Annotated in this window: 12 protein-coding genes, 2 tRNA genes and 1 other RNA gene; 1 reads left to right on the top strand and 14 read right to left on the bottom strand. The window is 58.7% G+C overall.

Features of this window, described 5'->3' with window-relative positions; translation table 11 throughout:
- Positions 1–30: 30 nt before the first annotated feature.
- The 10 genes from IT585_05165 to IT585_05120 all read right to left on the bottom strand — a co-directional run bounded on the left by IT585_05165 (position 31) and on the right by IT585_05120 (position 8,348).
- Entirely contained in the window at positions 31–450 is a 420-nt protein-coding gene (locus IT585_05165) for a hypothetical protein (protein ID MCC6962621.1), read from the bottom strand.
- Between the two features lie 56 nt (positions 451–506).
- On the bottom strand, positions 507–926 hold the full coding sequence (locus IT585_05160) for a cobalamin B12-binding domain-containing protein (GenBank protein MCC6962620.1): 420 nt from the start codon (positions 924–926) through the stop codon (positions 507–509).
- A gap of 87 nt (positions 927–1,013) precedes the next feature.
- A complete protein-coding gene (locus tag IT585_05155; protein MCC6962619.1) occupies positions 1,014–2,681 on the bottom strand; it encodes a methylmalonyl-CoA mutase family protein in 1,668 nt (555 codons plus the stop codon).
- A gap of 19 nt (positions 2,682–2,700) precedes the next feature.
- Positions 2,701–3,657, bottom strand: coding sequence for a methylmalonyl Co-A mutase-associated GTPase MeaB (meaB, locus tag IT585_05150; GenBank protein ID MCC6962618.1), 957 nt, complete (start codon positions 3,655–3,657; stop codon positions 2,701–2,703).
- Positions 3,658–3,661: 4 nt separating this feature from the next.
- Positions 3,662–5,365: a single-stranded-DNA-specific exonuclease RecJ gene (gene recJ, locus IT585_05145; protein ID MCC6962617.1), complete on the bottom strand. Its 1,704-nt coding sequence runs from the start codon at positions 5,363–5,365 to the stop codon at positions 3,662–3,664.
- 45 nt (positions 5,366–5,410) lie between these two features.
- Positions 5,411–5,777, bottom strand: an RNA gene (gene rnpB, locus IT585_05140) — RNase P RNA component class A.
- Between the two features lie 66 nt (positions 5,778–5,843).
- Complete coding sequence (guaB, locus tag IT585_05135; protein ID MCC6962616.1) at positions 5,844–7,310, bottom strand: IMP dehydrogenase; 1,467 nt, start codon at positions 7,308–7,310, stop codon at positions 5,844–5,846.
- A gap of 4 nt (positions 7,311–7,314) precedes the next feature.
- On the bottom strand, positions 7,315–8,025 hold the full coding sequence (locus tag IT585_05130) for a hypothetical protein (protein MCC6962615.1): 711 nt from the start codon (positions 8,023–8,025) through the stop codon (positions 7,315–7,317).
- Positions 8,026–8,183: 158 nt separating this feature from the next.
- A tRNA-Val gene (locus tag IT585_05125) sits at positions 8,184–8,260 on the bottom strand.
- Positions 8,261–8,274: 14 nt separating this feature from the next.
- Positions 8,275–8,348 (bottom strand) — tRNA-Ile (locus IT585_05120).
- Between the two features lie 323 nt (positions 8,349–8,671).
- On the opposite strand from IT585_05120, the gene IT585_05115 reads away from it, so the two are divergent.
- Positions 8,672–8,857 (top strand): hypothetical protein, encoded by a 186-nt coding sequence (locus tag IT585_05115; protein MCC6962614.1) that lies wholly within the window; start codon positions 8,672–8,674, stop codon positions 8,855–8,857.
- Positions 8,858–8,890: 33 nt separating this feature from the next.
- On the opposite strand, the gene IT585_05110 is transcribed toward IT585_05115, so the two are convergent.
- The 4 genes from IT585_05110 to guaA form a co-directional block, all read right to left on the bottom strand.
- Positions 8,891–9,988, bottom strand: a complete 1,098-nt coding sequence (locus tag IT585_05110) for a 6-phosphofructokinase (GenBank protein ID MCC6962613.1) — start codon at positions 9,986–9,988, stop codon at positions 8,891–8,893.
- The gene (locus IT585_05105) at positions 9,985–10,563 is read right to left on the bottom strand and encodes a hypothetical protein (protein ID MCC6962612.1); all 579 of its coding nucleotides are present in this window, start codon (positions 10,561–10,563) and stop codon (positions 9,985–9,987) included. The genes IT585_05110 and IT585_05105 overlap by 4 nt, the downstream gene beginning before the upstream one ends.
- Before the next feature lie 115 nt (positions 10,564–10,678).
- Complete coding sequence (gene fumC, locus IT585_05100) at positions 10,679–12,070, bottom strand: class II fumarate hydratase (GenBank protein MCC6962611.1); 1,392 nt, start codon at positions 12,068–12,070, stop codon at positions 10,679–10,681.
- Positions 12,071–12,591: 521 nt separating this feature from the next.
- Positions 12,592–13,844: glutamine-hydrolyzing GMP synthase (guaA, locus tag IT585_05095; protein MCC6962610.1), on the bottom strand; the 1,253-nt coding region annotated here is incomplete at its 5' end.

Genomic DNA, 13,844 nt, shown 5'->3' with positions numbered 1-13,844 from the left:
GCGAAAGCGAGAATCCAGCTTCGCAACTGACTACTTCATCCACACGACTTTTTTTCGCCAGACTTCATTGCCCGATAAGGTCAGGGAAAAGATGTAGATTCCGCTGGGAAGCCCCGGATACACGTTCTCGCCCAAATCCAAATAATAGGAGCCCATTGACAAGTCTCGATCAACCAGTGTGTCCAATGGAGTGCCCAGAGTATCGCAAACAGTGATCCGGACGAGGCCCGAATCCGAAAGGTCAAAGCTGAAACCGGTAAACCATGGTACTCGAGAATTGACGGACTTGATGCTATCTGTGTAGGTGACTGGCGCCAGACGGACATGAGGAAAGCCGACAACTGCCGCTTTAAGTGAGTTTGGCTGCCGTAGGATTGTCCTCACCGTGTCGGCAGCTCCATAAGCGATCTGGATAGCATGAACTATGAACAGCACCACGAGTATTTTCATTCATGCCTCCGAACACTCGTATGCAGAGCAAAAGTCCGAAGCACAGGGCTTCGGACCTACATTATTTTTTCCGCCTTCCGCTTCTTCGCTACAGCCTCCTTGATGTAGGCCACGATATCATTCGTCGACGTTCCGGGGCCGAACAGGCGGTCGATGCCGCGGCCCTGCAGATCGGCGATCTCTTCCTCGGACATGATCCCGCCGCCGAAGAGAATGATGTCGCCGCAACGGCGGTCATCCATCGCCCTCTTGATCAGCGGAAACAGTGTCATGTGCGCGCCGGAGAGAATCGAAACCCCGACCGCGTCGACGTCTTCCTGCAACGCGGCCTCGGCGATCGCTTCCGGCGTCTGGCGCAGGCCGGTGTAGATGACTTCAAAGCCGGCATCGCGAAAGGCGGCGGCAATGACCTTGATGCCGCGATCGTGGCCGTCCAGACCGGCCTTGGCAAGGAGAATGCGGATTTTGTCAGGCATAAGCTTTATCCCAAAGTATCATCACATTGCGAATCATAACATCCGACTGAAGTCGGATCTACAGCCGCTGTCACTTGCACGCGGCGCTCAAATAATCGGCGGCTCGACATAGTCGCCAAAAACGTCCTTCATGGCATCGCACATCTCGCCGAGCGTGCAATAGGCGCGCACGCACTCGATCAGGTACGGCATCTTGTTCTTCTTGTCGCGGCACGCCTGGCGCAGATGCTCAAGCGTTTCGTTGACGCGCGCCTGGCTGCGGATCGACTTGGCCTTGGCAATCGACTCGCGCTGCGTGCGCTCCACCGATTCGTCGATCTTGAGAATCGGAATCTCGATCTGCTCGTTCTCCAGCACGTAATCGTTGACGCCGACGATGATGCGCTCCTTGGCGTCGATCTCCTGCTGATAGACGTAGGCCGACTTGGCGAGTTCGCGCTGCAGGTAGCCCTCCTCAATTGCCGGCATCACTCCGCCGCGCCGATCGATCTCCTGGAAGTAAACCTCGGCTTCCTCTTCCATCCGGTTGGTCAAAGCCTCGATGAAGTACGACCCCGCCAGCGGGTCGATCGTGTTGATCACGCCAGTCTCGTGCGCCAGCACCTGCTGGGTGCGCAGCGCCAGCAAAGCCGCCTTGTCGGAGGGCAGTGCCAGCGTCTCATCCATCGAGTTCGTATGCAGCGACTGCGTGCCGCCGAGCACCGCCGACATCGCCTCATAAGCGGTGCGGATCAGATTCAGTTCGGGTTGCTGGGCATTCAGTGAGCATCCGGCTGTCTGCGTGTGGAAACGCAGCATCCAGGAGCGCGGATTCTTGGCGTGATATTTGTCGCGCATCCGCCTGGCGTAAATCCGCCGCGCCGCGCGGTATTTGGCGATTTCTTCGAAGAAGTCCATGTGGGCATTGAAAAAGTACGACAGCCGGGGCGCGAAATCGTCAATGTCAAGCCCGCGCTCTACCGACTTCTCGATGTAGGTGAAGCCGTCCGCCAGCGTGAAGGCGAGTTCCTGCGCCGCCGTCGCGCCCGCTTCGCGGATATGGTAGCCCGAAATCGAGATCGTATTCCACAGCGGCATGTGCTTGGTACCAAACTCTATCGTGTCGACCACCAGTTGCACCGACGGCTCGGGCGGATAGATCCACTCCTTCTGCGCGATATATTCTTTGAGGATATCGTTCTGCAGCGTGCCGGAAAGCTTGTCCATCGGCACGCCCTGCTTTTCCCCGACGACGATGTACATCGCCAGGATCACCGCCGCCGGCGCGTTGATCGTCATCGACGTCGAAATCTTCGACAGGTCGATCCCGTCAAAAATCTTCTCCATGTCGAGCAGCGTATCGACCGCGACACCGCACTTGCCGACCTCGCCGAGCGAGCGCTCATGGTCGGAATCGTATCCCATCAGCGTCGGCAGATCAAACGCCACCGACAGGCCGTGCTGGCCCTGGCTGAGCAGATAATGATAACGCTTGTTGGTCTGCTCCGGCGTGCCCATGCCGGAAAACTGGCGCATCGTCCACGGCCTGCCGCGGTACATCGACGCGTGAATGCCGCGCGTGTAGGGATATTCGCCGGGGTAATTGAGATCGCGGAAGAAATCCAGTCCGGCGACGTCCTGCGGCGTGTACAGCGCGTTCAGCGGCGCCGACGAGACCGTCACGTACTTCTTGGCGTGATTGGTGGCGCGATCAGCCTTGGCCTTCCACTCGCGATATGCCTTATTCAAGGCCTCGGCATACTGCTGATCGGTCATCATGCTGTCCTTTTTGACTTCAGCCATTGACAGGTCTCCCGCGAAAATAGTGTTCGTAAATCTGGTCCGCCGCGCTGTACGGATCGGTTTCGCCGGCGTTCAGGCGCGCGGCGATCTTCTCGAATTGCCCGTCGAGGTCGATCATCTGATCGAGGTCCTTGACGATGCGATCGCGGACGGTCGACAAGATCTCGGTCTTAAGCTGGCGCCGGCGCCGCCGCTCGAAATCGCCGTTCGCCGTGACATGCGCACGATGGCGCGCAATCGCCTCCGCCAACTTATCTACACCCTCGCCGCTGACCGCGTTTGTGCCGACCGCCGGAAATTCCACCGCGTCGGCCGCCAGGCGTTCGTGGATCATATTATTCAGATAGCTCAGCAATCGATCGCCACCGGGGCGGTCCATCTTGTTGACACAGAAGATATCTGCGATCTCCATCAGACCGGCTTTCATCGTCTGGATCATGTCGCCCGACTCCGGCACCAGGATCACCACCACTGTGTCGGCGGCTTCAATAATATCCAGCTCGATCTGGCCGATGCCGACCGTCTCGACAATAACCATGTCCATCCCAAAGGCATCGAGCACCGTGATGACATCGCGGGTCGCGGCCGCCATGCCGCCCGATTGGCCGCGCGAGGCCATGCTGCGGATGAAAATCTTTTCCTGCCCGGCCAGATGCTGCATGCGCACCCGATCACCCAGAAGCGCGCCGCCGGTAAACGGCGACGACGGATCGACCGCGATGATGCCGATGCTCAGCCCCTGTTTCGCCAGCCGTAGCGCCAGCGCATCCACCAACGTCGATTTCCCCGCTCCGGGCGGGCCGGTGATGCCGATCCGAAAAGCTCTGCGTTCCAGGCGAGATAACTGCGCCAGCAGGTGGCGGTAACCGTCGTGGCGGTTCTCGACGTGCGTGATGATCCGCGAGAGAGCGCGGCGGTCGCCGGCACGGAAGTCGTCGAGCAGCGCCATGCGGTTATTCCCAGCGGATGTCTTTGACGCGCAGTTGAATTTTGGTCACGCCGTTGTGAATATTCTTCTCGATCACGTAGGCCATGTCAAAATCGACTCCGTGCAGCGAGAGCTGTTCAGCGTACTCGCCGAAACCGAAGCCGATTACATCAAAGACCTTCTTCCCGCGGCGGACGCGCATGCGCAGGTGGTTGCGGCCGACAACTTGCGGCGCGCCGACCACTTCAAGGTTGCGCGTAATGAACACCGGCTTCATGTTTTCCGGCCCGAATGGCGCGAAGCGTTCGAGGTTGTCGACCAGATCGAAATCGATGTCGTCGAGATCGAGTTCGGCGTCAATGTGCAGCTTGCGCACCAGATCGTCGGGGTTGAGCTGCTCGGAGGCGACCTTCTTGAAGCGCTGCTGAAATTCCTTGATTTTGTCCGGCGCGATCGACATGCCCGCGGCATACTTGTGACCGCCGTATCGCAATAGCAGATCCTCGCAACTGCGCAGTGCATCGTGCAAGTGAAAACCGGGAATCGAACGTCCGGAACCCTTGCCCTCGTTGTTGTCAACCGCAATCAACACTGTCGGCAGATAATACTTCTCCACCAGCCGCGAAGCCACGATCCCGATCACGCCCTGATGCCAACCTTCGGAATGCAGCACGATTGCCTTGTCGTTCTCCAGGTCGATCGTCTTTTCGATCTGCGCCAGCGCCTCTTCCAGCGTGTTTTCATCGATCGACTTGCGCCGACGGTTTTCCACCTCGAGGAACTTGGCGATGCTGGAGGCGGTCTGGGTATCCTTGGTGGTCAGCAGCTTGATCGCCTTCTCGGCGCCGCCAAGGCGCCCGACGGCATTGATGCGCGGCGCGATGATAAAGACGATCTGGCTGGTCGTTATCTCTTTCCCCATCAGATCACACTCGAACACCAGCGACTTGAGTCCCGGCTTCGAAGAGCGCATGATCTGGTTGATGCCGAAGTAGGTCAGAATGCGGTTCTCGTTAACCAGCGGCACCACGTCAGCCGAGGTGCCGAGCGCGACCAAATCGAGGTGTTCAAACAACTCGCTCTGATCCTGCCCCAGCTTGCTGTAAATGCCCTGCGCAAACTTGTAGGCGACGCCGACACCGGCCAATTCCCGGCCGACCGAGTGTTCGCCGGCGACTTTCGGGTTGACCACCGCGGCAGCGTTGGGGATGCCGTCCCCAGGCTCATGGTGGTCGGTGATCACGCAGTCGATGAATTTTTCCTTGGCGTATTCAACTTCGCGCATCGCGGTGATGCCGGTATCAACCGAGATAATCAACGACGCGCCCTTGCGCTCGGCTTCGATGATCCCTTCTTCGGAAAGCCCGTAGCCCTCGACCAGACGGTTCGGCAGATAGTAATGCACGTTGGCGCCAAGCTTGTTGAGCACCAGGAACATCAGCGCCGAAGCAGTGATCCCGTCGACGTCATAATCGCCGTAGATCATGATCGTCTCGTTTTCCTGCAGCGCCTGTATGGTGCGATCGACGCCGGCCTCCATTCCGGGTATCTGGAACGGATCGACGAGATTCTCCATCAGCGGGTTGATGAATTTGATGATCCGGTCCGGATCGGTCATCCCGCGATTGACGAGGATTTTGACCACCAGCGGCGGCAAGTCGACGCGGCGCGCCAAATCATCAACCAATCGGAAGTCCGGATCGGGCGCCACGACCCAGCGCATTTTCACGCGGTTTTTCAAGAGCAAAAGATTCCTCGAACTTACAGGTTAAGATTCGAGAGCAGGCGATAAGCCGAGTTCTGTTGTCCCCGCCGAAACGGGGCGGCAGTCATTCCTCTGCGATCCCGTTTGCACGGGACCTCCAGCGACCTACCCGGGAGTACGATCGAGTCTGAGCCTCTCTCCTCCCCTATTTGGTCTTGCGTCGGATAGGGTTTGCCGGGCCACCGGATCGCTCCGGCGCCGGTGGTCTCTTACACCACCATTTCACCCTTACCCCGCGATTGCTCGCGTGGCGGTATCTTTCTGTTGCACTTTCCGTCGGATTGCTCCGCCCTCCAGTTAGGAGGTATCCTGCTCAGTGACGCTCGGACTTTCCTCGCCCCGCCCGAAGACGGGACGCGACTGCTGAGCCTGCTCTTGAATCTATGAACAGCAACTACTCACAAAACAAAAGGTTCCGACACCGCGAGTCTGGCCCCAAGGTCTAACCAAAAGTCCGGTAATTGGGCGCCTCCTTCATGATGGTAACATCATGCGGATGGCTCTCCCGCAAACCGGCCGTCGTGACCTTGACGAAGGTCGACTTGGTGCGTAAGTCTTCAATATTCTTCGCACCCGCCAGCCCCATACCTGACCGAATCCCGCCCACCAACTGGAATACGAGATCGGACAACTTTCCTTTGTAGGGGACTCGACCCTCGATTCCCTCTGGTACCAGCTTGGCCATGTCCGACTGGTCTTCCTGGAAGTAGCGATCCTTGGCGCCGTCTTTCATCGCGCCGATCGACCCCATGCCACGATACACTTTGAAGCTGCGTCCTTCAAGCAGAATCGTCTCGCCGGGAGACTCGTGAGTGCCCGCTAACAGCGAGCCGACCATGATCGAATGGGCGCCGGCAGCGATCGCCTTGACGATGTCGCCGGAATAGCGAATCCCGCCATCGGCAATCACCGGGACATTCTGCTTCGCCGCCGCTTCCACTGCCTCCATGATCGCCGTGATCTGCGGCACACCGCCGCCGCTGATGACTCGCGTCGTGCAAATCGCTCCCGGCCCGATACCGACCTTGACCGCATCCGCGCCGGCATCGATCAACGCCTGCGCCCCATCGCGGGTGGCGACGTTTCCGGCGATCAACTCCACCTGCGGATAGAGCTTCTTGAGCATATGCGCCGTCTCGATCACCTTGGCGCTGTGGCCGTGCGAACTGTCCAAACAGAGAATATCAACGCCGGCCTCGATCACCGCCGCCGCCCGCGGAACGATATCACTGCCGACACCGAGAGCGGCGCCGACGCGCAACCGGCCGCTGGCGTCCTTGCAGGCATTCGGGTATTGCAGCTTCTTCATGATGTCCTTGAAGGTGATCATCCCCTTCAAGTTCATATTTTCATCAACGATCGGCAGCTTTTCGATCCGGTGCTCATGCAGGATTTCCTTCGCCTGCTCCGGCGTCGTGCCCTCCGGCACCGTGATCAGATTGTTCTTCGTCATCACGGCGCTGACCATCGTGTCCAGCGACGGATGGAAACGCAGGTCACGATTGGTCAGGATCCCGACCAGCCGTCCTCCCTGAACTACCGGGATACCGGAGATCGAATAACGCTCCATCAAGGTGATCGCATCTGCTACCGTCTGATTCGGACCGACGGTGATCGGATTGACGATCATCCCCGCTTCCGAGCGCTTGACTTTATCGATCTCTTCCGCCTGGCGGGCAATCGAAAGATTCTTATGGATGATGCCGATCCCGCCTTCGCGCGCCAGCGAAATCGCCAGCTCCGACTCGGTCACGGTGTCCATCGCTGCCGACACCAGCGGGATATTCAAGCGGATGCTGCGTGACAACCGGGTCGAGACACTCACCTCGCGCGGGTGGATCTCCGCGTAGCCGGGGACGACAAGGACGTCATCGAAGGTCAGGCCGGTCGTTTCGAGAATTCTGCCCATCGGTCTAATCGTCACCTTCCCAAATCAGGATCCGGCCGCAAGAAGCGCAGGTCTGGATCGAATCGCCCTTCTTGATCAACTGGATCTTCTGCGGCGGCTGTGATTTGTAGCACTCGCCGCAGGCGCCGCGCCGGAGCCGGACAACAACATCGCCGCCCTTGCCCTTGCGGACGCGTTCGTAGATCGCCATCACCGTCTTGGGGACCTTGTTCTTGAGATGGTCGCGCTGGGCTTCTTTCTCGTCCACCTTGCCCTGCACGGAATCCATCTGGATCTGCAGCTCCTGCAGGCGGACGGAATTGTCGCGTTTGATGCTCACGCAGCGCTCTTCGAGGGCGGCGACCTGGTTCTTCAAGTCCTCGATCTCGGTCATGAGCGCGAGTGACTTTTCCTCGTCGGCACCGATCTGCGCCTTGGCGCCGTCAATCTGGACCACCAGCGCGTCATATTCCTTGTTCGTCTTGATCGTGAGCATCTGCTCCTGGTACTTCTCGACGTGCTCTTTGTTCTCGCCGATGCGCAATTCGACGTCTTTGAGTTCGATCTGGGCGGCGACGAGACGGTCCTTCTTGGCCTTCAACTCGACACCAACCTGCTCGATCTCAGTCTCCAATTGGCGCATCATGTCGGGCAGAAACTCGCGGGAGCGCTCGAGTTCGCCGATCCAGTAATCAACCTCCTGGAGTTCTTTGAGTAATCTAAGATCTTCAAGCATTTCTATCTGGCCCTCCGGGGCGGGCAAGAGTCCGACTGGTAAAAGAAAACGCACTGAGTGGTCAGTGCGTTCTCGTAGTGCATTCGTCTTCGCGTAATGAAATTCAACTTGTCTTTGTGCTGACCCGCAATCCTCACGGGATAACTTCTCCTGACAAATGGTGGGCAATACTGGACTTGAACCAGTGACCTTTCGGATGTGAACCGAACGCTCTAACCAACTGAGCTAATTGCCCGCGCTGAAATCAGATGGGCCCACCAGGGCTCGAACCTGGGACCCACTGATTATGAGTCAGTTGCTCTGACCGACTGAGCTATGGGCCCTCAGTGCGTTAGCTAAGGATTATACGGCCGCTGGATTGTGATGTCAAGGCAAATTCCCGCGCGTTTCTTAAGCCTGCACCCGGCGTGCGAGAAACTTGGCGCTCGTCATGAAAAACTTGTTTAACCTGAACAAACAATCTTATATACTTCAGCGTCAATCTTTCAGAATCGCACAGTTTCATAGCCTCCGAGCAACCAGTCCGGGTTCCAACAGCCGGCCTGTGAAGGCTATCAATTGACGATTCGACCGGCGCCCCGTCCGGTTTACTTTCTGCGCCGGAATCGCGACAGACACAGGTACCACCCTCTCCATAGGAGCAGCTATGTCGAACCAGACAGGCTCAGGTCGCGCCAATGTAGTTGGGAAGAAATTGTGGGTTGCCTACCGCCTGCAGTCCCTGACTACCGATCGGTTCATCAAAATTACCAACAAAATCTTACAGGGAGAACATGGGCTGGTGAAGCTGCCGGTAACGCAGCCGAACGTGCCGCTGGCCACCGACGAATAATGCCATTGACTGACTGAACTGTAAGAATCCGCGTTAACGGCCGAACGAGATGCCGAGCGCTTCTGCTGTGCGCACGCCGTCTCCGTCCGGGTCGACGGACTTGAAGCCGCCGATGGCGTCTGCAATCGGGATGCTCTGGATTTCCCCGCCGCGATAGCACACCATGTGGCCGAATTTCTCGGCCTTGACCAGATCCGCCGCCGCGCGTCCGAAGCGCGTACTCAAATATCGATCAAACGAACAGGGTTGACCGCCGCGTTGCAAGTGCCCCAAAACTGTCGCTCGGGTCTCCATGCCGGTACCCGCCTCGATATCCTTTGCTACCTTGAATCCGACCCCGCCCAGCTTCTCGTGAATCGTCCCCTTCATTTCGGGATTCAGCAGGATCACGTCCCCGCCGGCCGGCTTGGCGCCTTCCGCCACGACGACAATCGAGAAGTTGCTCCCGCGGCTGCGCCGGCGATGAATCTTGTCGCACACCTTCTCCATGTCGTATGGAATCTCCGGAATCAGGATCACATCCGCACCGCCGGCCACCCCCGATTCAAGCGCAATCCACCCCACGTTGCGCCCCATGACCTCCAGCACCATCACCCGATGATGACTGGCCGCCGTGGTATGCAGCTTGTCGATCGCCTCGGTCGCGGTCACCACCGCCGTGGCAAATCCGAATGTCACCTCCGTCGCCTGCAGGTCGTTGTCGATCGTCTTGGGCACCCCGATCACCTTGATGCCGTACTTGTCCATGAACATCTTCGAGACATGCATCGTGCCGTCGCCGCCGATGACAATCAGAGCATCTAGGCCGAGACCGCGGATAGTTTCATAGACGCGTTCGGAGCGGTCGACGATCTTGCGCTCGCCGCCCTCCTTGACCGGCCACTCGAATGGATTGCCGCGGTTGGAGGAGCCGAGGATCGTCCCGCCCTGCGGCAGGATCCCGCGCACCGACTGCGGCGTCAGGTTGATATAGCGCTCGTCCATGAGGCCCTCGAAGCCGTCAAGGAAACCGACGCAGATCCAGCCGTATTCGTAGCTCGCCGTCAGGACGACCGCGCGGATAACGGCGTTGAGGCCGGGACAGTCGCCGCCGCCGGTGAGGATGCCGATAGTCTTGATGTTTTCGCTCATGGCTTTCTGTTCGCTTTGCGGTATTCGTACACCTTGTCGATAATCTGTAGTATCTCTTCGGCAGTCATATCGTAATCTTTGCCGATTTCCGTCATGATCTGGTTCTTTGCGAGTTTGAGCTCGTAATTGGTGAGATTCGGATCCATCGCCCAGCGGGCCTTGGCGTAGCGAACGTAGATCACGTTTTCCAGCTCGCTCGGCGGAGTCCGGGCAACCGCCACTTTCTCTACTGTCGTCTCCGCCGGCGCGCTCTCAGTAGTGACCTTCGCGGTGTCCTTCGGTCTGGCCGCAGGCTTCGCCGGCTCCGGCAGCGGCTCGACTCTGACCGTGTCGGCCGCAATGTTGGTGCGAATCCGCTGTTCAAGACTGTCCAGTCGTGCCAGCATGCGCTCCTGTTGTTCGCTGAGCTGCTCGCCGACTTCCTTCTTGAGTTCTTCCAAATCACCCTTGGTCGCGCCCTGGGTCGTAACCTTCTTGGTGTCGTCTTCCAGCTTGGTCAGGTAACTTTGGGTAAAGCTCAGTGCCAGCAGCAACACAACCAAAATGGCGCCGAACAGGATATAGGGCTTTTTCATGAGATGACCATTCCTCCACCCGAAAGGTGGAGCAGCCCGACGACGGTGTCAACAAAAAGAAGGGGGCACGTTTTCACGTGCCCCGCATGCATCTCCTGCTACCAGCGGTCTTGCCCTACTTCCCCGGCCCCACCATCTTCTCCGGCCGCACCCACTGGTCAAACTGCTCCGCCGTCAGCAGACCCAACTCGATCGCCGTCTCCTTGAGGTTCTTCCCCTCCTTGTGCGCCTTCTTGGCGATTTTCGCCGCGTTGTCGTACCCGATATGCGGATTCAGCGCCGTCACCAGCATCAGCGACCGCTCCATCAGCGTCCGGATATTCTCAGTGTTCGCCGTGATCCCGACCGCGCAATGCTCGTCAAACGACTCGCAGGCATCCGCCAGCAGCCGGATCGACTGCAACAGGTTGAAGATGATCACCGGCTTGAACACGTTCAATTCGAAGTTGCCGCTCGCGCCGCCGATATTCACCGCCACATCGTTACCCAGCACCTGCGCGCACACCATCGTCATCGCCTCCGACTGCGTCGGGTTCACTTTGCCCGGCATGATCGACGAGCCCGGCTCGTTCTCCGGAATCGAAATCTCGCCCAAACCCGAACGCGGCCCGGAGGCCAGCCAGCGAACGTCGTTGGCGATCTTCATCAGCGAACACGCCAGCGTCTTCATCGCGCCCGAACACTCGACGCAGGCGTCGTGCGTCGCCAGCGCCTCAAACTTGTTCGGCGCCGTGACAAACGGCAGCTTGGTGAGATCGGCGATCGTCTTGGCCGACCGCACCGCAAACTCCGGATGCGTATTCAGCCCGGTGCCGACGGCCGTGCCGCCCAGTGCCAGCTCGTACATCCGCGGCAAACAGGCATTGATCCGCGCCAAACCGTTGGTCAGTGCCTGCGCGTAGCCGGAAAACTCCTGCCCCAGCGTCAGCGGCACCGCGTCCATCAGGTGCGTGCGCCCGATCTTGATGATCCCGTCGAACTCCTTCGACTTCTTCGCCAGCGTGTCGCGCAGCCGCGTGACCATCGGAATCAGGCGGCGGTGGATTTCCTCCACGGCGGCGATGTGCATCGCGGTCGGGAAGGTGTCATTCGAGGACTGCGCCTTGTTGACGTCGTCGTTCGGATGAATCGGCTTCTTGGAACCAATCACACCGCCCGCCATTTCGATCGCGCGATTCGAGATTACCTCGTTGGCGTTCATGTTCGTCTGCGTGCCGGAACCGGTTTGCCAGACCACCAGCGGGAAATGCTCATCCAGCTTGCCGGAGATGACCTCATCGGCCGCCTTGATGATCAGATCCGCCTTCTCCGCCGGCAGCGTGCCCAGTTCCTTGTTGACCATCGCCGCGGCTTTCTTCAAAATCCCCATGGCGCGGATCAACTCGCGCGGAAAACGATCCCCACCGATCTTGAAATTCATCAGCGAGCGCGCCGTTTGTGCCCCATAGTATTTGTCCGTCGGAACCTGGATTTCCCCCATCGTGTCGGTTTCTATGCGATAGTTCATCGATCCTCCCGCTAAATAAAGACTTTCTTGGAGAGATTATAATCAGGAGGCAGTAACGGCGAAAGTGATTTCGCTTCGTCGGCTGTTCTGCCGGCGTGTGGTACGACGCTCCCGTAGGATAGACATTCTTGTCTGTCGAGGATATGGCGGAGGCTGTCAAAACCGGGATGTCAGACAGGAAGAGGCTGTCCCATAAGTCTGTTTTGGCTTAGTTGCAGCAGTTCTTGATTTCGCGCGTTTTTTCTGAAGTCACTATTGCTTGCAGCATTCCAGCGCGAAATCGTGAACTGCCGCAGCTTGAATTCTGAGCAATTGCAGTTGATGAGAAAGACCCTTCTCCCCTCTCCCCCTGGGAGAGGGGCCAGGGGTGAGGGTCCACGCCTCTTTCCGATCACCGCCGGTCAGAGACAAGCCCCGTCCCTGCGGTCTGCCTCATACCTCCTCCCTCTCTCCCAGCGAGAGAGCTCGGGGGTGAGGGCACCGATTCTTGTTCGTGTTTGCCCCGCGAGAAGAACGCTCCCCTACTCCCACTCAATCGTCGCCGGCGGCTTCGACGAGATATCGTACACCACCCGGTTGACCCCCTTGACATTATTGATGATCAAATTCGAAGCCTCACCCAGCACCTCGTGCGGAATCTTCGCCCAATCGGCCGTCATGCCGTCCAGCGAGGTCACCGCCCTCAGCGCCACCGTGTACTCGTACGTTCGCTCATCCCCCATCACGCCGACCGACTTGACCGGCAACAGCACCGAAAACGCTTGCCAGATCTCATCGTAGAGATTGCGCTTGCGCAGCAGGTCGATGAAAATCTTGTCGACCTTGCGCAAGATCGTCAGCCGCTCTTCGGTGATTTCCCCCAGCACCCGCACCGCCAACCCCGGTCCCGGGAAGGGATGCCGCCACAACAGGTGATGCGCCAACCCCAGCTTCTCGCCGATTTCGCGCACTTCGTCTTTGAATAACTCGCGCAGCGGCTCGACCAGCTTCAGATGCATCCGCTCCGGCAGGCCGCCGACGTTGTGATGCGACTTGATCGTCACCGACGGCCCCTTAAACGACACCGACTCGATCACATCAGGATACAGCGTCCCCTGCGCCAGGTACTTCACATCGCCGTAGCGCCGCGCTTCCGCCTCGAACACCTCGATAAACAACCGGCCGATGATCTTCCGTTTCTGCTCCGGATCGGTGACACCCGCCAGTTCCTGCAAAAAGCGTGGACCCGCATCGACGCGCTGGATATGCAGGTTCAGGTGCTCCAGCGCATCAAGCACATCGTTTTCTTCATTCTGCCGCAACAGGCCGTTGTCGACGAAGATGCCGATCAGGTTGTCGCCGATAGCGCGCGCCAGCAGCAACCCGCAGACCGCCGAGTCGACGCCGCCGCTGATGCCGAGAATCACCTTGCCGTCGCCAACCTGCCGGCGAATGTCGCCCACGGTGCGGTCAATAAACGACTGCATCGTCCAATCACCCTTGGCGCGGCACACCTCAAACACGAAATTGTGCAGGATATGCTTCCCCTGTACCGTGTGCACCACCTCGGGATGAAACTGCACGCAGTAGGTCTTGGCACCGTCATTTTCCATCGCCGCGATTGCGACGTCGTCGGTCGAGGCTACGATGTTGAATCCCTTCGGCGGTGTGACGATCGTGTCGCCGTGGCTCATCCAGACGGTCGATTTCTCCACGCTGCCTCTGAACAACGCCGAATTGAGATCGGCCTTGACCGTGGCGCGACCATATTCGCGCGACTCGCTCTTGCGCAAGT

The organism is Candidatus Zixiibacteriota bacterium (genome assembly GCA_020853795.1).
Lineage (GTDB): Bacteria > Zixibacteria > MSB-5A5 > CAIYYT01 > CAIYYT01 > JADJGC01.
This window is presented reverse-complemented; position numbering and strand designations above follow the sequence as displayed.